The sequence below is a fragment of the Cognatitamlana onchidii genome (assembly GCF_004804355.1).
Lineage (GTDB): Bacteria > Bacteroidota > Bacteroidia > Flavobacteriales > Flavobacteriaceae > Cognatitamlana > Cognatitamlana onchidii.
Genome location: NZ_SRWZ01000004.1, coordinates 72,666 through 96,637, shown reverse-complemented (window position 1 = coordinate 96,637; position 23,972 = coordinate 72,666). Strand labels below are relative to the sequence as shown.

The window sequence follows — 23,972 nt, the reverse complement described above, 5'->3', positions numbered from 1 at the left end:
AAATAGATAATTTACTAATTCCCAAAATTATATCTGATTGTAAAACCGGACCTAATTGTGGTTTGTGGAAAAGCTGTTGAAATAGCATAATCAGAGAATGTATAATCGAAATAAAAGATACCTGTTAGGTTTCTACTAAATGCATAATCGGCCGTGTATTTAACTCCCCATATAGTTTGTCCAGAAGTAATTTGGTTATTATCTAAATCTAAATACCTGATGATAGTTTTATTATCACGTACAGAAACATCTGCTTTCATATTTAAGTCGCTCACAATGCGCTTTGATGGCCCTGCTAGTTTTGAACGAATTCTTAAATCTTTTATTCTATAACCTAAACCTACTATATATTCGTTGCCTTTAACCTCGGTCACTAAATTATTATCAAAACTCAAAGACAGCATTCTATCTTTTTTAATTTCCGCTAAAATCTTTACCGAATTTTTCATTTCAAAATCAAGTCGCATCAAGGGGCTAAACATCTCGGTTAGGTTGACGTTACTGTATAAGGTTTCATTTTTATAATTCCCAGATTGATCCTTAGAACCTTCAGGCTGACTATCATACGGTACACCGGGAACAGGATTCTCTCCCTCTGCAATATTTAAATTGGTAGTAAACTGGTTAATGGTATACACAGAACGATATCCATGCGTTAAAGAGAATCGTCTGAAATTCTTTTTAAACCAGGCAAACCTCATAAAGCCAGTGTATTTTAAATCCCAATTCGGTATAGGGACGTCTCTAAATGCTCTAGTGGTTATGTTATCGGCACTTTTACCTTGATAGGCCGCTAAAAAGGAAGGCAGTAATACCTTTTGATTATTTTTGCCGAAACCTAAAGGATACCCTTCTTCGTCTCTATCAAAACTATCATTACCATAAAAGTCTCTAGCTAATCTATTGGCTATGGTAAGCCTATTCGACCTAAAATCATCAAACGCTTTTGAAGTAAACTCGTCACTCTTTTGAAAGGCGGTCTTTATCAATAACGTTGAGATGTTAAAGTTTCCAAAGGTATTTGGAGTAAGTTGAATATACTCCCGGGCATTGCCAGAAACATCTACCCTAAAGTTTTCAGCATAGTTTTCAAGATAGCCTCTGTTTGAAACGATATCAATTTTTAAATCTCTTGTAGGCTGCAAGCTTGCCGACATATCCAACTGTTTGGTTTGGGTTGATGTGTACTGCTGATTAAACTCTGGAAATGTTGTTAACCAACCACGTCTTGCCGCTTCGAATCTTACATCAGCTTGACTTCCAAAGGTAAAACCAAGGCTTGGCTTTAAAGTCCCAATAAAGCCCGGTGTTTGAAGGTATCCTGGTAGAAATGTTCCGTTATTTTCAGAATAGTTAGCTTGAACTCTTTTTATAGCAGTTAAAATATCGATTCCCGTGTTTAGAATCTTTTTACCTGTTTGACTACTTGATTTTGGCTTAGGTGAACTTTGAGGATTGGCTCCTGGAGAACCTCCAGCTCCATTAGTTCGACTTCGAGCTCTACTAATAGGCTTTTTTGTTAAACCGATATATCGATAAAATCGATTCATATCTAATGACGTATTTAAATTATGTACATTAGAATTTTGAATGGTATGACCTAAATCGTAACTCCTGCCATCAAGCTCTATATTCCCGTACAAGTCGGAACCCTTTTGCCATAAAAACGTACCTGTATATTGGTAAGTAGCATCAATAAAACTAAAGGTTGGAATTTTATTAATTGGAATTTTATAGGTTAATCCAAAATTTTGAGTTTGCCTGTTGGGGTCTCCAAAATCCATAATACCATCCCAAATATCAAGCGTATTATCTTGCTCTCCTGCAATTAAATCATTATCTATGAAATAGTTTCTAACAATATTACTATTCGCAGCAGTAAAATTAAACTGTAAAGACTTGGTTAAATTATAATTAATAGCGTATTGAAAATCGAAGGTGTAGTTTCGTCTAAACAATTCTTCAATGGCAATATTGTCTCCAGTTAAATCAACTTCTCTAAACTTTTGTCTGTTAAATTGTCTATTTAAATCTGTGTTAATGGTAAAACTTGCTGGCACTAGATTTAAATTGAAGTCCTTTAAAATTTTCCAATACCTATTCATAAAAATCGAATCATTTTTTGCAAATGGTTCGACCTCTACAGGATTAAAATTATGCGCATAATTTGCTCCAATACGCAGCCTTTTGTCTTCGGAATCTTCAATCTCAAAATCTCGGTGCTCAACCTTATTGTACGAATAATTTAAAGTTAAATTCTCCACATCATAAAATCTTGGTTTTTTATCTGTGGTTCTTACTTTTCGTATCCCTATGAAATTAATACTCTGTCGTTTGGTGTAATCTTCCGACTGTTCTTTAATCAGTTCTTTTTCCTGAGGAGAGTCTGCCGCATCAAGTCTTGAGTCCAGCGTTAAATCCTTATAAAACTGATCGTACTTAGGCGTAATAAGCTCTTCTCCATGGCCATAATTAAATGGCAATTGTATACCCCATTTTTTTGGCAACAACTGCCCTACGTTTACATTGGTAACCACATTATATTGTTGAACATCCTCTAACGCTCGTTGACTTGGCCCTTGCTCTAATGACCCAAAACCAGAAGTGCTCTGACTTCCGGAAGCGCTAATGTTTGCAAAATCTGCAATATTAGTATCCATACTCACGACAGCTGCCCAACCGCCTTCATTATCTAACTCTGAAAGACGCAATTCATTAAACCATGTTTCTGTACAAAGTATTTTCCCAGAAGCATTTTTAACACCCATCATAAGTGTTCTTACATCTCCGAAGTTAGGGTTACCTTTTATAGCCACACGGTGCTGCCCGGCCACATAGCCTGCAAATGGATCGCTAATTGGATCACCTATTTCCCCATTAACAACATCATAGTATGTTGGATTCTCATTGCCTAAGGACATATTTGAAATACCTTCAGCTTTTATTTTCCCTAAGATTTCAAGAGGTAAATTAATCTCGTTTTCTACAGGCCATAGTCCTTCTCTAGAACTTGATCTAGAAACTTGCAGGGGCAACTCAATTTGATAAAAGTTATCTACCAAGTCATTACCTATTCTTAAAAACCCTACCAAATCGTTATCATCTAGATTTCCAGACACCAAATCTTGATCCTCAACATGCATAAACATCCGCATGCGTTTGTATTGACGCATATCGATACTGATATTTTTATAAACCCCTCTGGAATCTTTAGGTTCTAAATTACAGGTTTTCACCACCAACGATTGTTCGTTTTGGCGCACCACCGTATTATTATTAAACAAGCGTTCTGGCTCAATACCCGGAGGGCTTTGGTATCTTCCTTCATTCTCGAGGGTTCCAATAACACCTACCGAAAAATCAACATCTTCGTCGTAAGGAGGTGCTTGATTGTCTAATTCTGCAGTAAAACGCCGCCAATCACTTCTAACTAAATCTAAAGTCCCAAAGCGGAATACAGTAGGTTGTACAAAATCCTTTAAGTACATTCTTGTAAATCGTACTGATCTTAAATCTGAAATCCCACCAACAGGTTTAACATGAGGTCCTTGAACAGGCACCCTAAATTGATACCATCTTACATTTAACTGATCACCATTAGGCACTTCACGAGGACGCTCTTTATAATCCCTTAAAAATTTCTTTAATGGATTACTATCTGGCATATTTTCAAAATCAGCAACCGAAGTTGGTAAGTTTTGCCTGTTTAATGCTAGTTCATATTCAAAATAACTATCAATAGTATTCATAGTGTTATCTCTATTGATATCCTCTACATCTGGCTGTGTATTGGCACCTCTATCGGTATTTGAAAAAGAATCTGGTGTGTTACCCTGAACACCGTTGTATTGTTTGTAGCGTTCAAAAATATTACCATCGGTATTTAAAAAATAGGTGTAGTTATCATTCGCAGGATCTGGTCCGAACTCATCACCAAACACTCTTGCTTCATCCTGATCGTTGTACCCATCATATCCAACATCTTGATTGGTACGCTCTTCACCTGTAGTATCAAAGGCATAAATCAGAGATTGATTTTGCGGCGTTACTGTACCCCAATCAGTGGGTTGAAGCAAACTAATATCTCCATCTTTTGGCAAGCCATTTTCATAAAGCTTTTTACCATCTTTAATAACATCCTCAGAAATGTTTCCTAAATTAAATATAAGTTTCCCTCCAGGATTATTTGGATTCTCTTGAAACGGATCTTGAAGCCAAAAATCTATATATTCTACATTCTGCTGCTCAAAATCGGTTGATGTTAACTGTCTGGTTACACCAGCCCAACTATCTTGAGGGTTACTTATTACCCCACTTGCTGCATTAGGATCAAAATTGTATGGACCGCGTTCATCCGGATAATAAGCTAAATCTAGCGTAAACAGTACAGAGTTTTGACCTTGTACCAAATCTCTATTTGGAAACAACTCGTTAATAAAAACCCTACTAGTATAGAGCCCAGATAGATCCTCATCTGTAATACCATCAGGTCTTTGACTTGTGTAAAATATAGGGTCAATTGAATACCAGTTTAGCATCCCTCTTTGAAATCCATTTTGAATACCAGGATCGTCCTCGGTAGGGTTTGTGGGGACATTTAAATCTAATGGCCTACTGGACAAAAACCAGGATTGCTGCGATTTTAAATCGATTCCATTCTGCGACCCTTCAAAATCATCAATGTAGGATGTGGCTTCCCCATTTAAATCGGTTCCCTTTGGTGCCCCTGGAGCTAAATAGGCAAACTCACCTCTAATAGATAAATTTGACTCAACATCGGTATCAATATTTGGAAGTTTATTGGCCAATCTCGTTAAAAAAGGCACTTTGGTGGCATAATTACCATTGACTCCAAAAATGGAATTGTTTATAGATTCTGTTCCATAATTGGCTTTTTGAGTCACTGGTCTTTCATTAAGATTTAAGAACGTGGCCCCCAATAAAAAGTTGTCATTAAATTTATGCTCCACGTTTAACCCTGTGAATCGTCTAGTCTGTTGTCCAAAAACAGCATTGTTTTCCGTTGACACTTCAATAGGTGTGTTAGATGCTTTAAGTGCTTCATCTAAAATTTGTACGCGCCCTAATTGATAATTAACCGTATAATCAATACCCTCTACCAACACACGCCCCCCAGCAGTTACCCGAACCGAACCTCTAGGCACGTTAAAGGATCCGATAGGAATACCGTCACCCCCACTAGCCTTGTAGCGCCCTTTTAATTTAAACTTGTTTTTTTCAACCTCATCTAAAGCCTTTGTTTTTGTACTCTTATAAAGCACATCATATACATATTTAGCTTGGTCATCATTATATGAAAGATTATCATCGTAATCTCCACCTCCAAGGATATTGAATAAGTATTCCCCAAATGGCTCTGCACTTGTAAAGACAATTTTTCCATTTTGAGGTATAACTGTTAGCCCTGGAACAAAATCAAAAAAACCATCACCTCTAGTTTGTGGGTCATTGTTGTAATTCAATTTATCTAAATTGAATACCCTTAACAACGGTACATTTTGAATTAAATCTTTTTCGTCTGTATTTGGTCCCACAGGAATTCCATTAATATCCAATTCAAAATTAGCATCTTCTGGATTTTCATTAGGTTCTGGAACAGGTCTAATAAAGTTTAAAGGCGAGGCTTCATTGTAAAAGATATTAAGTTTGAAGTCTTCCTGACTTAAATTATAGGCTCCCGTATCATAGATGTTTTTCATCATTAAATCCCAAACTGGCAAATCAACATCAGTAACGCTACTTTTTAACATCTTTAAAACCAATGTAGAATTAACCACGGAAGTAACATCGCCATCTGGATTGGTTTCTACCTCAGTGGCATCAATGCCATCATTTGCAAACTCACCTACTTGATAAACATCACCTCCTACGGTATATTGAAACGCTACGGCTAATAACTCATCATTATTAAGCCTTTGATTCAACGAAATATAACCCAACTCTGTATTAAGCGTGTATTCCTGCCCTACACTAAGCTTTCTGGCATTCTCCATTTTTCCATAGTCAAAACCTTCATTAACATTAGGTACCAATATACCTGCTTGTACCGTTGAAATATCTCTTACAGCATCTGTAAGTTGAGATTCTGCAGCACCAATAATGGTAGGATCGTAAGCATTATTTCCGTTGTTAGGAAAGTTTGTTGCTCCAGGTAATATATTTACCGATGATCCTAATTTGTTATTCTCTCCTAAATCTTGAAATGCTACAACATTTCTAACATTATCTGTTCTATTACTTCTATTGGTAACCCAAACTTCAAGTCTAGTGATTTGAAGCCCTCTATTGTTGATAAACGGATAATTCTTTAAAGCCTCATCATAGGTGTCTCTAAAATATTGTGCTAGGAAAAAGTGTCTATTTTCGTCATACTCCCTAATAAAAAAATCGAATTCTTCTACAGTACCACCACCTTGAGCCACTACTGTGTTTGACTGCGATTTTTGTTCTGAAAAAACCCCTGTAACGGTTGTTTTACCAAATTGCAATTGTGCTTTTACCCCAAATAAACTTTGCGCTCCCGTTATTAACGAGCTATTTAAAGGCATACTAACATTACCCACTTCAATCTTTTGAACAATATCATCTTCCGTTGGTGTATACTCTAGTTTAATGAGGTTTTGAAAATCAAAAGTGGATTGTGTATCGTAATTAGCATTTATTTGAAGCCTTGTTCCAACTTTACCAACAAGACTCAAACTGATACGTTGATCAAAATCGAACGTAAAGTTACTTCTGTTTCTTGGAGAAAAGGCAGGGTTATCTTGTCTTGAGTACAAAATGCCCAAATCCATTTCAACCGATCCTTGAGGAATTACTTCAATCGTATTTCCTCCAAAAATAGATTCAAACAGCCCAGATTGCACATAAAACTCGGGCAACAAGTTCTTTCTGGCATCCTCCGCACCATCTTTTTTACCATCGAAGGCATCAATTTTTTCTTTGTAGTAATTTCTTAGATTTTCTTGAGCAACTAAAGCATCATACTCTTTTGGAGTTAAAATAACTGGATAGTTAATATTAAATCCACCTATTCTCTCTGTGTAAATGTATCTATCTGTAATGGGGTCATAGGTATATTTTGATTCAATACTATTAGGATCTGGTATTTTTAAAGTCCCCAAATTATAACCTGTTTTAACTGAATCTTGGGGTGTTTGCTGCGACCAACTGCTTAACGAGCTCCCTAGAACAAAAACAAAAAGGACAATATATCTAGCTGATTTATATAGTTTTGGGTTAGTTATGTTCAAAATATATTATAAATTTTTTAAAGCCTGCTTGATGATGGTTTCAACATCGGCATCTGGCTGTGCTACCAAAATCTTGTCGACAACACGTTCCGCTTGCTTTTTAACAAAACCAAGAACTTCTAAAGCAGATAACGCTTCATCTTTATTGGTATTGCCTTGAGAAACTGAAACTTCGTCAAGATCATAGATTTTTAAGATTTTATCTTTTAAATCAATAATAACACGTTGTGCTGTCTTTGCACCAATTCCTTTTATGGATTGAATTAAAGCGACATTGCTAGAGGCAATACCTTCTCTTACTTGTTTTGGTGTTAAAGAGGACAACATAGTTCTTGCTGTACTGGCTCCAATTCCACTTACAGAAATCAATAATCTAAAAATCTCACGTTCTGCTAAAGATGAAAAACCATAAAGCGTATGCGAGTCTTCTTTAACTTGAAGGTGTGTATATAATTTTAGTTGTTCGTTATCTGAAATTTGAGAATAGGTATGCAGAGAAATATTTATCATGTACCCAACACCATTACAATCAATAACAACATGTGTTGGATTTTTTTCAGTAAGTTTCCCTTGGATATGTGTTATCATGAACGCTAATCGTTAACCGACCAAATGTAATAAAATTATTTGCAATCTATTCACTTACTTTTTAGCATTTTCTGATTCCATTTTCTCCTTATGTTGAGCATCAATAACGGCAATGGCAGTCATATTAACAATCTCGTCTACACTAGCTCCTAATTGAAGTATATGAACAGGTTTTTTCATACCCAACATAATAGGCCCAATAGAATCTGCCTCATGCAATTCCTTTAATAATTTATAGGTGATATTAGCTGAATCAAGATTAGGAAAGACTAAGGCATTTACTTTTTTCCCAACTAGTTTTGAAAATGGAAATCTTTCACGAAGCATCTCATCGTTTAGCGCAAAATCTGTTTGCAATTCACCATCAACTGTTAAGTCAGGATAATGACGATGTAAATAAGAGACCGCTTCTCTTACTTTTGAAGCCTTCTCGTTATCGGAGGATCCAAAATTTGAATAAGATATCATAGCCATGACTGGACTCATCCCAAACATTTTTATAACTTGAGAAGTCATTTGAGCAATTTTTGCTAGAGCCTTGGAATCTGGGTCTACATTTATGGACGTATCACTTAAAAACATAGGGCCACGCTTAGTCATCATAATATTGGTAGTTGCAGCTCTACTTACCCCATCAGCAAGACCAATAAGCTCCAACATAGGTTTCAATACCGTAGGATAATTGCGTGAATATCCTGAAATCAATCCGTCAGCATCACCTTCATTAACCATCATTGCTGCAAAATAATTACGTTCTCTCATTAAACGCTGCGCAGAATAATAAGTTACGCCTCTACGTTTTCTTTGTTGCCAATAAACCTTCGCATATCTGTTTTTACAATCATTTTCTTCTTCAGTTTTAGGGTCTCTTATCTCTATATCGCCTTCAAAATCGATTTCAGACATAAGCGCTTCAATAGTCTCTTTTCTCCCCAACAAAATGGGAGTTGCAATACCTTCTTCATATACTATTTGAGCTGCTTTTAAAACATCTAGTTGATCTGCTTCAGCAAACACAATTCGTTTAGGATGCAGTTTTGCTCTGTTTAGTAACAATCTAACTAATTTATTATCAGACCCTAAACGTTCTAAAAGAACATCTTTATACTTTTCCCAATCTTTAATTTTCTTTTTCGCAACACCGCTTTCCATAGCTGCTTTTGCCACTGCTGGTGGCACCTCTGCAATTAACCTGGGATCAAATGGTTTTGGAATGATATAATCCTTTCCAAAGGTGAGTCGGGTTTCTCCGTAGGCTATATTAACCTGTTCTGGAACAGGCTCTTTAGCCAACCGAGCAAGCGACCTAACGGCTGCCATTTTCATTTCTTCATTAATCTTGGTAGCACGTACATCTAATGCCCCTCTAAAAATAAAGGGAAACCCTAATACATTATTCACCTGATTAGGATGGTCGCTTCTACCAGTAGCCATAATAATATCCTTACGAGTAGCCACTGCTAAATCGTACTTAATTTCTGGGTCTGGATTAGCCATAGCAAACACAATAGGGTTCTTAGCCATTGCTAATAGCATTTCTGGAGATACAATATTTGCCATGGACAGCCCAATAAATACATCGGCATCTTTCATGGCCTCATCCAACGTGTCTATTTTTCGGTGTGTTGCAAACTCGGCTTTTTCGTTGGTTAAATTCTCACGATCATCACGTATTACCCCTTTACTATCAAGCATTACCATGTTTTCGCGCTTGGCACCACATGCCTGATACAGTCGAGAACATGAAATAGCTGCGGCACCAGCCCCGCTGATAACAATTTTTACGTCTTCAATATTTTTCTTAGCCAGTTCAACGGCATTTAATAAAGCTGCGGCCGAAATAATAGCTGTACCATGCTGATCGTCGTGCATTACAGGAATATCAAGTTCTTCCTTTAAGCGACGTTCAATCTCAAAAGCTTCTGGGGCTTTGATGTCTTCAAGGTTAATTCCTCCAAAGGTTGGTGAAATATTCTTAACGGTTTCGATGAACTCATCAACATTTTCAGTATTTACTTCAATATCAAAAACATCAATATCGGCAAAAATTTTAAACAGTAAGCCTTTCCCTTCCATGACGGGTTTTGAGGCTTCAGGACCTATATTTCCTAGACCCAAAACTGCCGTTCCATTAGAAATAACGGCTACCAGATTTCCTTTAGCGGTATATCGATACACTGAATCTGTATCTTTTTCAATCTCTAAACATGGAGCTGCCACCCCCGGGGAATAGGCCAAAGACAAATCTCTTTGGCTCGCATATTTTTTTGTTGGAACAACTTTTATCTTACCTGGAGCTGGTTTTGCATGGTATATAAGGGCCTCTCTACGTTTACTTTCTTCGCTCATATGGATTTACATTTGAAACTAACAAATATAACAATCCTAATAAGGAAAGCCTTATTCTTTTAAGAAATTGATGTTTCTTTTTAAACCTGAATACTTAGTTCTTTTAACTGCCGATTTTTTAAACACTTTTCTGAAAGTCTCTTCTGTAATCTCCTGCCAGTCTTGTTTGCTCATCGACAATAATTCTGGATGTGGATTAAACAGTGGTTCATCATGCGATTTTGAAAATCGATTCCATGGACATACATCTTGGCACACGTCACAGCCAAACATCCAATCATCAAATTTACCTTTAAATTCTGTTGGGATATTATCTTTAAGTTCTATTGTAAAATATGAAATGCATTTACTTCCATCAACAACGTAAGGCTCTGTTATAGCTTGCGTAGGGCAAGCATCAATACATGCTGTACAGGTACCACAATGATCTGTTACTGGGGTATCGTATTCTAATTCTAAATCAATGATTAGTTCTGCAATAAAATAAAACGACCCTACCTGTTGTGTTAATAAGTTACTATGTTTACCTATCCAGCCTAGACCAGATTTAGCAGCCCATGCCTTGTCTAAAACTGGTGCAGAATCAACAAAAGCTCTACCATTCACCTCTCCAATTTCGTCTTGAATACAACTTAGTAGACTTTTAAGTTTATCCTTTATAACAAAATGATAATCTGTCCCATAAGCGTATTTAGACAGCTTATAACCGTTACTCATTTGCTGTTGGCTTGGAAAATAATTTAACAACAGGGATACCACACTTTTAGAACCTTCAACCAACTTTGTTGGATCCAATCGCTTATCAAAATGGTTTTCCATATAATGCATTTGGCCTTGCATATTGCTGTTTAACCATTTTTCAAGCCTAGGGGCTTCCTGTTCTAAAAACCCTGCTTTACTAATACCACAAGACAAAAAACCGAGGCGTTTGGCTTCGGTTTTTATTAAACGTGTATGTTTTAGTTTGTTATCAATCATTGACGAAATTCCGGGCTAATTTAGAATATCACAAGTTAAAATAATCCGCCTTGAATTGGCCCCTTAGTTCTGCCAAGATGCTTGTAAGCTTGTTCTGTAACTTCACGACCTCTTGGAGTTCGCATAATAAAGCCTTGTTGAATTAAAAAGGGTTCATAAACCTCCTCAATGGTTTCTGGGCTTTCACTTACTGCGGTGGCAATAGTAGTAATTCCAACAGGGCCTCCTTTGAATTTGTCAATAATTGTTGATAGAATTTTATTATCCATTTCATCGAGCCCATGGGCATCTACATTCAATGCTTCAAGGGCATATTTAGCGATTTCAATGTCTATACTACCATTCCCTTTTATTTGAGCAAAATCTCTAACACGACGAAGTAATGCATTCGCTATACGAGGTGTTCCTCTACTTCTTCCTGCGATCTCAATAGCAGCTTCCATGGAAATAGGGACTTCCAAAATACTGGCGCTACGCTGAATGATTGTTGTCAACAAATCTGTTTTATAATATTGGAGTCTGCTTTGAATTCCAAAACGCGCGCGCATTGGCGATGTTAGCAACCCCGAACGTGTGGTAGCACCTACTAAAGTAAAAGGGTTTAAATTGATTTGAACCGTTCTTGCGTTGGGCCCGGTCTCAATCATAATATCAATTTTATAATCTTCCATAGCAGAGTATAAATACTCCTCTACAATAGGACTTAAACGGTGTATTTCATCTATAAATAACACATCCCGCTCTTCCAGATTAGTTAATAACCCTGCTAAGTCTCCCGGTTTATCTAAAACAGGCCCTGAAGTTACCTTTATACCCACATTTAACTCATTGGCTAAAATATGCGCAAGTGTAGTTTTACCAAGCCCAGGAGGGCCATGAAACAAAGTATGATCTAATGCTTCTGTTCTTAAATTAGCCGCTTGAACAAATATTTGTAGATTTTCTAAAACTTGATCCTGTCCAGTAAAATCATCAAAAGATAAAGGCCTTAACTTTTTTTCTACATCGAATTCCTCAGGAGAAAAATTGCTACTTGTTGGATCTAAATTTTCGTTCATATTAACTAATTAGTGTCTCAAATTCTTTTTTATGGTGAAGCAATGATTTTACTCAAAAAAACTAGACTGACCTTAAGCAAATATAGGAAAAAGCCTTTTCTAAAAAGAAAAGGCTTTTTTAAAAGTTGGTTGGCTCGCTTATGTTAACACATCTTAATTTATAATAGTAAACTCACAACGCCTGTTAATATCAAACTCTGCTTCTGTACAATCACTGTCTTCATCACAATCATTTAAAGGTTGCATTTCTCCATAACCAATACTTCTTAACCTTCTTCTATCAATTCCCTGGCTTACTAAATACTCTAAGGTAGATGCCGCTCTTCGCTTTGAAAGTTCTAAGTTATATTGATCGGATCCTATAGCATCTGTATGGGCAGATACCTCAATTTCCATAAATGGATACTTCTTCATTAAGCCAACCAATACATCTAAGGTTAGGGCTGCAGCCTCCTTAATATCAGATTTATCGAAATCAAAATAAATCTTATCTAATCTTACTTGTACTTCCCCATCTGCGTTTTCTTCAATATTTTCCTCGGCATCAGAATACGCCTCAAGAGATAACAACACATTATGTTGAGATTTTCCTCGACTATTGGTGGAAAACTCTACGTCCTGAGGGATATAGGCTTTACGGGTGCCTCTTACTTTATACCTTTTATTATACTGAATTTTGAATATATAATAAGCATCATCTCCTACAATAGTATCTTGAATAACCTGATTAGATTCGTCAAATAACGTTACCAAAGTACCACTTAAATACTCTCCTGTATGTTTATTCTTTGCAAAACCTTCTACCTGATAAATGGATCGTTTGTTTTCTTCTCTTGTAAAGCTATATATTTTATCTAAACCACTTCTATTTGATGAAATATTCCCCCTATCTTCACTCTCAATAACAGTGTACGCAAAATCATCATAATTACTATTAATCGGACTTGCTAAGTTAATAGGTTCACTTAATTCGCCATCAAATATGGCGCTTCTAAACACATCCAACCCTCCGTAACCCATATGTCCATTCGAAGAAAAATAGAGTACATCATATTCGCTAATAAATGGAAACTGCTCTCTGTGTTTAGTATTAATTTTACTTCCCAGATTGATAGGCTCACCATAAGAACCATCGCCATTAATACTTACCTTGTAAATATCAAAACCGCCTAAAGTCCCAGGCATGTCACTAGCAAAATAAAGTGTGCTTTCATCTTTACTTAAAGCTGGGTGTTCAACACTATATTCGTCTGATGCAAATGGGAGCTCCTCAATATTTGACCAAATACCATCAACAAGTTCCGCTTTATAAATGGCAACTTGAGCAATTCTGCCTATCTCATCTTTTGACCTATCAATTATTTTAGTCCTGTTAAAGTACATGGTTTTACCGTCTCTTGTAAAAACGGCACAACTTTCATGATTATTTGTATTTATAGCTTCTGAAAATGGAACTACATTTAACAACGTATTATCATCAACCAATGTGGCTTGATATAAATCTAAATAAGGTAATTTATTCCATGCATAAACAAGCGTATCTGAACTTCTTGCTGAAGAAAAAACAACCTCATTATTTTCTAAATAGGTTAAGCCAAAATCATTATAATTACTTTGACTATTAATTGGTGTTAACCTATACGTTTGCGGTGTCGAGCTTAATAAAGAATCTATAAAAACAACCGTATTTACCTCTCGCTTAAAATACCTGCTTAAATACTTATCTGCTTCTTCATAATCTTCAACACCTTTTAAGGATTGCGCATATTTAAATTGATATTCTTCATCAATTGGAGCATCTGAATATTTCTCAAACAACTCTTTATATGTTTTTTGAGCATTTTCAAAATCAGTATTGTAATAGTAACAGTCTCCTAATTTTTCAAGAACTTCCCTGGTTCGTTTTTTTGTTTCGTATACCTTAGCAGCTTCAACATAAGACTTAATCTCAAACAACTTATTGGCCCGTTTTAGGTTTTTATTTTGAGCATATACAGCACCAATAAATAATAAAAAGCCTAATTGCAAATAAAAATTCCTTTTCATGTCATACTTTTTATTGTGTTTCTAAAAGAACCTTGGTGATCTATCATATCCTGGAACACTGCTTGTTTTAAATAAGTCAATATCCCATAGAAGTATTATTTCATGAGACCCTGAGTTAAAATCACTAAGGTTTGTAAGTGAGTAATCATACGCATAACCTATTCTTATCTCTGGACTAACTCTAAAATTAACCAATGCACTTACTGCGTCTTCTAATCTATATGCTAAACCTGCTTCTATCCGTTCTTTAAATAATACATTGGCTGTGATATCTAATGATAAAGGTGCTCCTGTTACAGCTTTAGCCATGAAAGCGGGTTTGAATTTAACATTATCACTCAAATCAAATACATATCCTCCAGTTAAGAAATAATGTACATTTTCTACTCCTGTTGCTGCAATGCCATTTTCTGTTTCAATATGTTTTCTTGACAACACATTTGGAGCAGAAATACCTAAGTAAAAATTCTTTCTAAAAAAGAATGCTCCAAAACCTAAATTAGGGAAGGTTTGACCAACGTTATTATTAAAAGCAACATCAGTGGTTCTATCTCCCGATTGCAGTACAAAACCATCAAAATTTGCATTATAAAAACTTACCCCTGCTTTAGCTCCAAAAGAAAGTTTACTTTCAAACCCAACTCGTATCACATAGGCAAAATCGGCAAAAATATTACTTTCGTTAACCACATCTCCAATATTATCATTAGTAAACGATATGCCCATTTCTATTTTATCATTAAGTGGTTTATGAGCGAAGAAACTAGCTGTTCTTGGCGCTCCTTCCATACCCACCCACTGAGATCTGTACATTCCTCCTAAATTCAACACATCTAATTCTGCCGTAGCATAAGCAGGATTAATCACACTCATGTTATACATATATTGGGTAACTTGAGGATCTTGTTGGGCTACACTTAAAGAAGACCCAAGCAATATGGTAAACAACACTAATGTTTTATAATATGCACTTAACTGTTTCATTTCTTTTAGTAACGGCTTCATTAGAGTTATCTGCTTAAATATATGCGTCCTTGTTCTGGTTGATTCTCACCATCATTAAAATTGAATATATAGAAATATACGCCCACAGGTAAATCTCCTTTTAATAGTACGTTTGACTGATTTGCAGTACCATCAAATCTTGGTGTATTGGCCCCACCTTTATAAACCATATTACCATAGCGATTATAAATCTCCATGATAAAATCTGGATACAATAACCCCAAGAAATCAAGGTCAAGCGTATCATTTACGCCATCTCCATTAGGAGAAAAACCATCTGGCATTGCTACTTTAGGGCAAGCCGTTACATCTGGAGTCACCTCAAGTCTTATACTACTTTCACAACCCGACGTGGCATCAATCAAAGCCGCATAATATGTAAGGTCTCTTATTTCAGTAGAAGTATCATAGGCTGTTCCTCCTGTTGGCGAATCATACCAAACAATATTATTTGATGACGCATTAAACTCAGAAATATTCAACGATAAATCATGTATAGTTGGCCCATCAGTAATACAATAAGCAACGCTAGTATCTTTTATTGTTGGTGTTGGCGCGTCATTTAAGGTGACATCTATCTTAACGGCTATTGAAGATTCACACCCTGATTGATTAGTCTGTGTAGCATAATAATCCTCTCCGTTTATCAATGGATCTGAATCTGATAAGGGCACTGTTAAGGCTGCATCTTCATACCATTTAACAGAGCCTGTTGGCCTAATACTATTGATAAGATTAAACACCGTTGGATTATCGGCCGTACAATATTCTGGAGCAGGCTCTAAAACTACAATTGGCGGAGAATCGCTTACCGTTACAACAATTTCTGCTGAATCAGTAAGTGCGCATGGTAATTCGGACTGCACCGTATAGGTATAAACGCCCTGAGCATCAACGGCAGGGTCAAAAACGCCAGTTCCACTTGTAAGGGCTGGTGTCCATTCTCCTCCCATTTGGGCAGTTGTTCCTAACAAAACAAACAAATCTGTAGCACTGTCAACCATACAAAGGTTAATTGAATTATCTGCTCCTGCATCAGGAGCTAGAGTTACAGAAATTACAACCTCACTGCTATCGGTTCCACAAGAATTTGACACGGTATAAGTATATGTCCCATCATTATCAAGAAGCGGATCAAAAATTCCATTACCACTTGCTAACTCTGGAGACCAAGTCCCTCCTGCATCCGCCGTTCCTAACAGTGTAAAGAGATCTGTTGCACCGCTATCACTACACACATCCAAAGTATTGTCTGTTCCTGCATTAAGCGGTTCTTCTATAACAACACTAATTGTCGTTGAGTTATCAACACATGGGGCTATACCTGTAACTTCATATGTGAAATTATAACTGCCAGGAATAAGACCTGTGGCATCAAATATACTTCCTGTTAAAGTTCCTTCACCATCATCGTTTTGCCATACTCCGCCACTATCCTGAGAACCATCTAAACCATTAAACAAATCTATGGCGTTATCATTATTACAAGCAATAATTGGTATAGCACTAGGCAGCCCTGGATTAGGAGATATATTTATCGTTACCAGCACAGGTGTTCTTACAAAAGATTGACAACCGGAAACTAGATCTGTTTGAGCGGCGTAATAAGTTTGAGCGTTTGATAAAACAGTAGCTGCATCCAATGGATCTCCTCCCGAAGGTACATCGTACCAAACAATAGCGTTACCTGTAGCAGTTAAATCTGAAATCCTAGCCGAATCGCAAAATAATTGATTGGCATCAGCCGAAGGTTCTGAAACATTGTTAATAATTAGACTTACTGTTACATCGTCGTCGTCACATGTTCCTATAGGATCAACACTATAGGTGAAATTATAAGTACCTTCTGTTAAACCATCTAAAGATACTATACTGCCGGATAGTCCGCCAGTGTTATCATCGTCATTCCAAGTTCCTGAAGGATTGGCACCAGTAAGTGAATTAAACAAGTCATAGGTTTGTCCTGTCGTAATATCTGCTTCACAAAATTCCTGTGGCGCATTAGGTACTCCAGAATCTGGTGCTAACCGAATTTCAACCATTACTGTTGCGCTATCAATACATCCGTTTAAACTTGTAACAGCATATGTATAATTATATAACCCTACTCCTAGACGTGTTAAGTCTACATTGCTTCCTGATAAAGCACCGGTGGTATCATCATCAGACCATATGCCTCCTGAATCCTCACCAATTAACTGAGCGAATAAATCTAATGGTGAATTAGCAGCTAAATCATTTTCACAAAAAATAGCCGTTTCAGCTATTCCAGGATTTGGAGACTCTCTAATTATTATCTGGACAGTTACAAGGTCGTCAATACAAGCTCCGATAGGAGTAACTTCATAAGTAAAACTATAGGTTGCTGCAGTAAAACTTGATAAATCTATAATATTAGTTGTTGTTGCCCCTAAATTATCACTACCTATATACCAATTACCTCCTAAATCTGCCCCTGTAAGTAGACTAAACAAATCAAAAGTTGAAGGCGCTATACTTTCACAAAATTCGGCCGGGGCGTTTGCCGTTCCAGATTCAGGGCTTTCGTCAATGTTTAAGGTAACAATCTCTGTGTCGCTGCAGCTTCCTGTACCAACAGAATAACTAAACGTATACGGACTATTAGCAAACGTAAAGGCGGTTATATCAATTACATTAGAAATAATATTATTACTGGCGTCTCTCCAAACACCATTATTATTACTCTGTGTGCCATCTAATGCCGAAAAAAGATCAAATGGAGAGTTGTCGGATGTCCTATTTTCACATATATTTTGATTTATAGCATTACCAGCTTGAGGAACATCTACAATATCAATTTGAATGGTAGTAGATTCTTCTGCACAAACATTAGGACTTAGATTTTGAGTATATGTAAAAAAATAAGTTCCTATGGTGAATGCGCTTAAATCAATGGGAGAGGTAACGACAGGATCTGAGCTTTGCGTCCCACTAGTCCATTGCCCCCCTGGGTCATACCCTGTAAGCTCTGAGAATAGGTCAAAAGAAGATGGCAAATTGGCTGTACAAAACACTGGAGGACTTGGATTTAACACAGTTCCTGAAGATAGGGACTCATCAATTTCAATAGTAACCGTAGAGGTCAAATCTGGACAACTTCCATTAGTTGGCACTCTATAGGTAAACGTATAGGTTCCTACCACAAAAGTTGAAATATTGACAGTACCTAGATGTCCATTTGTTGTGGGAGCAGGTCCTGTCCAAGCGCCTGTATTATCTTTTGGGTTTCCTAAAACATCAAAAAGATTAAAGTCTAAAGCAGGAATTTTAGTCTCACAAAAATCTAAAACATTAGAAACTCCTGAAGCTTCACTATTTATTACTACAGAAACAGGTATGGGATCACTTGAACAAAATGTACCTTGAACCTCTAAATAATATGTTCTACCATTTATCAAAGGATCTGTTGGATCCATGGCAGGAGGAATCGTATTCCCATTACTATCTAAACTTTCGTACCAACTGAACGTATCAGGTGGATTAGTATCTGTGTTTAAATCGGAAACCACCGGATTTGATCCAGAACAAAATAATTGAGGGGAGGGCGGATTAGCCTCAACACCGGGAACCACAAATATTTCGACGGTTTCAATTTGACTTCTACAAGCTCCAGCATCAACCAATACTACGTAATACGACCTTCCTCCTCTTAGAATATCATCGGTCGGGTCTATTAAATTAGTTAAGTTCAAATCGTAATACATTTCAACAGATCCCCCGGGAGGAATAAAAGGTTGAATAATTTCATCAATATATTCTTGAAATGTAGGTTCATCACCATTCTCCCTACAATAAACGCGCTGTGGCGGTAACGGTGTAGATGGGCTCACAGTAAAATCAACAAATAATGACGGCCTCGTACCACAAGTCCCTGAATTATCACCCAAATAATAGGTTCCCTCAAAAACTAACTCATTTTGATTAAAAGAATTCCCTCCTGTTGCAGCATCATACCATACTAAACCATTACCAGCATCTGTTGCATAGGCATTTAAATCACTAAACGTGTAGCCAGCACCATCGGCACAAATTACAGGATTAGGATTATTTATAGTAGGGCATTGGGCCGAAGTAAGCTGGGTAAAACCAAATAAAAAGAAAGCAAAAATAACATTACAAAATACTTGACTTGCTGATAAGCACGTTTTCATAAGTAAGAGTTTAAATTTGGTTGTTAAAAATTTGATTATACCCAATATTCAAATTAATATGTTTGCAATTTAACTGTTTTTTTTGTACTTAGCCGATATTTTTGAGGTTTTTTCTACATAAAAATGAAAGTAATTTTTTTAAGTAACAAAAAAAGCTCATCTTTTAGACGAGCTTTTTAATTTTTTTTCACCTACTATTTAGTGTTGTAGTTCTTCTTCTCCATCCTTTAAGGGGACTGTTTGAGGAACAAAATCTACGTCATGCCCAGGTTTACTGTAGTCATAAGCCCAGCGGTGTACATGAGGAATTTCTCCTGGCCAATTTCCATGAATATGCTCTACGGGTGTTGTCCATTCCAAAGTAGTTGATTTCCATGGGTTTTGAGTTGCCTTCTTTCCATAAAATATACTGATAAAGAAATTGTATAAGTAAACCAATTGAACAACTCCACCAATTAATGCAAATATGGTGATAATAACATTTACGTTAGCTAAATCATCAAACAACGGGAAGTTTGAATTTGTATAATACCTCCTTGGTAGCCCTGCCATTCCAATAAAGTGCATTGGAAAGAATACACCATAAGCACACACAGCCGTAAGCCAAAAATGAATATACCCTAAATTCTTATTAAGCATACGACCAAACATTTTAGGGAACCAATGATAAATTCCTGCAAACATTCCATATAGAGCCGATATACCCATTACTAAATGGAAATGAGCCACAACAAAATAAGTGTCGTGTACATTAATATCTAAAGCACTATCTCCAAGAATAATACCTGTTAAACCTCCTGTAATAAATGTCGACACAAAACCTATTGAGAACAACATGGCAGGATTCATTTGCAAATTACCTTTCCATAGTGTAGTTATCCAGTTAAATGCTTTAACAGCCGATGGTATTGCAATCAGTAAGGTTGTAAAGGTAAACACCGATCCAAGGAACGGATTCATACCTGAAACAAACATATGGTGACCCCATACAATTGTCGATAGAAAAGCAATCGCCAAGATTGAAGCAATCATTGCTCGATACCCAAAAATTGGTTTACGAGAGTTTGACGCCATAATCTCCGAAACTAGACCCATTGCTGGTAAAATAACAATATAAACTTCAGGGTGACCTAAAAACCAAAACAAATGCTCAAACAATACAGGGGAACCGCCTTGGTAATGTAACACTTCTCCCTGGATAAAAATATCGGATAAGAAGAATGATGTTCCAAAACTTCTATCCATTATTAATAATAAAGCAGCAGACAACAGTACTGGGAAAGAAATAACACCAATAATAGCGGTAATGAAAAATGCCCAAATTGTTAATGGAAGTCTAGTCATAGACATTCCTTTAGTACGTAAGTTTATTACAGTAACAATATAGTTAAGTGACCCTAATAATGACGAGGCAATGAAAATAGCCATAGAGACCAACCATAAGGTCATACCCATTCCAGAACCTCCTTGAGCCATAGGTAAAGCACTTAAAGGCGGATAGATGGTCCAACCAGCTGCAGCAGGTCCTGCCTCAACAAACAATGAAATAACCATGATTACACTTGATAAAAAGAATAACCAATATGAAACCATGTTTAAGAAACCAGAAGCCATATCACGCGCTCCGATTTGCAATGGAATTAACAAGTTACTAAACGTACCACTTAAACCTGCAGTAAGTACAAAGAATACCATTATAGTACCATGAATGGTTACCAATGCTAAATAAATGTCTGCGTCCATAACACCATCTGGTGCCCATTTACCTAGTAATGCTTCAAATAAAACATTAGGTTCCTCTGGCCATGCAATTTGCATACGGAACATCATTGACATTAATACACCAATAACCCCCATGATAGTTCCAGTAACTAAGTACTGCTTAGCAATCATTTTATGGTCTTGACTAAATATATATTTAGTAACAAACGTTTCTTTATGATGATGTCCGTGGTCTTCGTCGTGAGCGTGAGTATCTGCGTGTGCTGACATAATCTTGTTTCGTTTTTCTTTTAATTAGTTAATTAGAGAGTTCTTGAATTCTTTTTGCTCTTTAATCCAAGCATCATATTCTTCTTGTGTTTCAACAACAATTTTCATTTGCATGTTGTAGTGAGATTTACCACAAATTTTATTACAAATTAATAAGTAATCAAACTCATAGCGCTCTAGAGCATCTTCACCTTTAGCAATTAACGGTTTGCTGTTTTCAACTCTAATATCATTAATTCTATTTACTTTCTCCTGCATATCTGGGTTCTGACGCATATCTGCAGTGGTTACCGTTGGTGTAAATCCAAACTGAGTAATCATACCAGGAACACAGTTCATTTGCGCTCTAAAGTGTGGCATGTAAGCAGAATGTAATACATCTTGCGAACGCATTTTAAATAATACAGGTTTACCAACAGGCAAATGCAACTCTGTAGTAATAATATCATCCTGTGCATTCGGGTCTGATTCATCTAAACCTAAAATATTTGCACGATCAATATCAATTAATCTAACGTTAGCTTTACCAAGTGTATTATCTGCACCAGCGTATCTAGCTTTCCAGTTAAATTGTTGTGCATATAATTCTACTACTAGAGGATCATCACTTTCATCAACACCCATAATGTTAATCCAAGTGTTTAATCCATAGATAATCAAACCTGCCAAAACAATTACCGGAATAATAGTCCAAATGGCCTCCAACTTATTATTATCGGCAAAAAACAACGCCTTCTTTCCTTTCTCCCCTTTATATTTAAAAGCAAAATAGTGCAGTAAAAACTGAGTAACAGTCTGTACAAAAAAGATAATTACTAAAGAGATAATCATAAGATTATCAATAGTAGGACCGTGGGCGGATGCCGAATTTGAAATAAGTGGTAAATCACCCCAATTAACAATACTAATTATGGTTATAACATAGATGAACGCTAAAAAGCCCATCATAAGGTAACCATTCATGGTATTATCTTTATCGGTAGCTACTTGGTTGTTTTCAGATCGAGCTTGAGCCAAATCAAAAATCTTAACCATTTGCCAAATGGCAATTAAAATAAATACTAAAACTATAATTGTTAATAAAGCAGTCATTGGTATCGTTCGTCTTTATTTATATATCTAATTAATAATGAAAATCTTCACTTTCCTTTCTAAAAGGATATCCTTTAACAAGCAACGGCGCTTTTGTAAGTGCTGTAAATACAACAAATATGAACAATCCTGCAAAAAGTAAAACTGAACTTATCTCTGGAATGCCAATAAACCATCTATCACCAACGGTCGCAGGCATAATCATGTTAAATATATCAATGTAGTGACCAAACAAGATAACTAAACCAGCCATAACCACAAACCAAGGAATACGCTTGTAATCTGCATTCATAAGCATTAAGATAGGGAATACAAAATTCATCACTACCATACCTAGGAATGGTAATTTATAATCTTGGAAACGCGTCACAAAATAGGTTACCTCTTCTGGAATGTTTGAATACCAAATAAGCATGAATTGTGAGAACCAAAGGTATGTCCAGAAAATACTAAAGGCAAACATAAACTTAGCCACATCATGTAAATGGTTTTCATTTACAAACTCTAATTGACCTTTTGACTTTAAATAAAGCGTTATTAATGCAATTACAGTAATTCCACTTACAAACATACTAGCAAAAACGTACCATCCAAATAGTGTTGAAAACCAGTGCGGATCAACACTCATAATCCAATCCCATGACATCATAGATTCTGTATAAATAAAGAATACTAAGAATGCGGCAGATATACGGAACGACTTTTTAAAGTTACTTTTATCTTCAGCTGTATCTTGTGCTATAGAAAATTTTCTTGAGAAGTGACGGTATAAAACCCAACCAGCAATAAAAATTAAACCTCTTATTGTAAAACCTGTAAGATTTAACCATCCAGATTTCCCTTGAATTAGTTTGTCATGAGCAACCACATCCGGATCCATCCATACAAACAAATTGTAGTGACCAATTGTACCTGATGCCACAGCAATGGCTAAAACAATAAGTGCACCTGGTAACAGGTAAGCTGTTATACCTTCCATAACTCTAAAAAGTACAGGTGACCAGCCAGCTTGAGATGCAATTTGAATGGCATAAAAAGCCAATACTCCTAGCGCAATCATCATAAAGAAAAACGCTGCTACATATAATGCAGACCAAGGCCTGTTAGCTATTTGGTGCTGAACATGCTCAATATGTTTTGTATGCTCATCAACTTCAGCGTGTGCGCTATCTCCATGAGCTTCACCATGAGACTCTACAGCAGCATGTGCACCATGACTTGCTTCGTCATGTGAAGCCTCTGCGCCATGTCCCCCACCGTGATGTGCTTCCTCTGCAAGTATGTGCTCAACTTCTTCAAAAGATTTATGAGATGTCATAAAACTAATTCCAACACCCACAGCTCCAAGAACCATTAGTATGATAGAAAATGTCTTTAATTTATTTGAAAATGTATACATATCTATAATAATCTTATCA

At 36.4% G+C, this 23,972-nt stretch carries 11 protein-coding genes; all 11 read right to left on the bottom strand.

The genetic code is table 11. The annotated features are described in order from the left end of the window. Window positions 1–14 precede the first annotated feature (14 nt). Complete coding sequence (gene sov / locus E5D58_RS09010) at window positions 15–7,274, bottom strand: T9SS outer membrane translocon Sov/SprA (protein ID WP_136481533.1); 7,260 nt, start codon at window positions 7,272–7,274, stop codon at window positions 15–17. 6 nt (window positions 7,275–7,280) lie between these two features. Then, window positions 7,281–7,862: a Holliday junction branch migration protein RuvA gene (gene ruvA / locus E5D58_RS09005; RefSeq protein WP_136481532.1), complete on the bottom strand. Its 582-nt coding sequence runs from the start codon at window positions 7,860–7,862 to the stop codon at window positions 7,281–7,283. A 54-nt stretch (window positions 7,863–7,916) separates the two neighbouring features. Continuing rightward, window positions 7,917–10,211 carry an NADP-dependent malic enzyme gene (locus E5D58_RS09000; RefSeq protein WP_136481531.1) on the bottom strand — a complete coding sequence of 765 codons (2,295 nt, stop codon included), beginning with the start codon at window positions 10,209–10,211 and terminating at the stop codon, window positions 7,917–7,919. A 51-nt stretch (window positions 10,212–10,262) separates the two neighbouring features. Then, complete coding sequence (gene queG, locus E5D58_RS08995; protein ID WP_136481530.1) at window positions 10,263–11,189, bottom strand: tRNA epoxyqueuosine(34) reductase QueG; 927 nt, start codon at window positions 11,187–11,189, stop codon at window positions 10,263–10,265. A 35-nt stretch (window positions 11,190–11,224) separates the two neighbouring features. Continuing rightward, the gene (gene ruvB / locus E5D58_RS08990; RefSeq protein WP_136481529.1) at window positions 11,225–12,247 is read right to left on the bottom strand and encodes a Holliday junction branch migration DNA helicase RuvB; all 1,023 of its coding nucleotides are present in this window, start codon (window positions 12,245–12,247) and stop codon (window positions 11,225–11,227) included. A 153-nt stretch (window positions 12,248–12,400) separates the two neighbouring features. Continuing rightward, the gene (locus E5D58_RS08985) at window positions 12,401–14,293 is read right to left on the bottom strand and encodes an OmpA family protein (protein WP_136481528.1); all 1,893 of its coding nucleotides are present in this window, start codon (window positions 14,291–14,293) and stop codon (window positions 12,401–12,403) included. Window positions 14,294–14,314: 21 nt separating this feature from the next. Beyond that, complete coding sequence (locus E5D58_RS08980) at window positions 14,315–15,298, bottom strand: PorP/SprF family type IX secretion system membrane protein (RefSeq protein ID WP_235835881.1); 984 nt, start codon at window positions 15,296–15,298, stop codon at window positions 14,315–14,317. A gap of 5 nt (window positions 15,299–15,303) precedes the next feature. Continuing rightward, on the bottom strand, window positions 15,304–19,470 hold the full coding sequence (locus tag E5D58_RS08975; RefSeq protein WP_136481527.1) for a gliding motility-associated C-terminal domain-containing protein: 4,167 nt from the start codon (window positions 19,468–19,470) through the stop codon (window positions 15,304–15,306). Window positions 19,471–19,668: 198 nt separating this feature from the next. Continuing rightward, on the bottom strand, window positions 19,669–21,462 hold the full coding sequence (locus tag E5D58_RS08970; protein WP_136481526.1) for a cytochrome c oxidase subunit I: 1,794 nt from the start codon (window positions 21,460–21,462) through the stop codon (window positions 19,669–19,671). A gap of 24 nt (window positions 21,463–21,486) precedes the next feature. Continuing rightward, the gene (locus tag E5D58_RS08965) at window positions 21,487–22,554 is read right to left on the bottom strand and encodes a cytochrome c oxidase subunit II (protein ID WP_136481525.1); all 1,068 of its coding nucleotides are present in this window, start codon (window positions 22,552–22,554) and stop codon (window positions 21,487–21,489) included. Between the two features lie 31 nt (window positions 22,555–22,585). Then, window positions 22,586–23,953, bottom strand: coding sequence for a quinol:cytochrome C oxidoreductase (locus E5D58_RS08960; protein ID WP_136481524.1), 1,368 nt, complete (start codon window positions 23,951–23,953; stop codon window positions 22,586–22,588). Window positions 23,954–23,972: the final 19 nt, after the last annotated feature.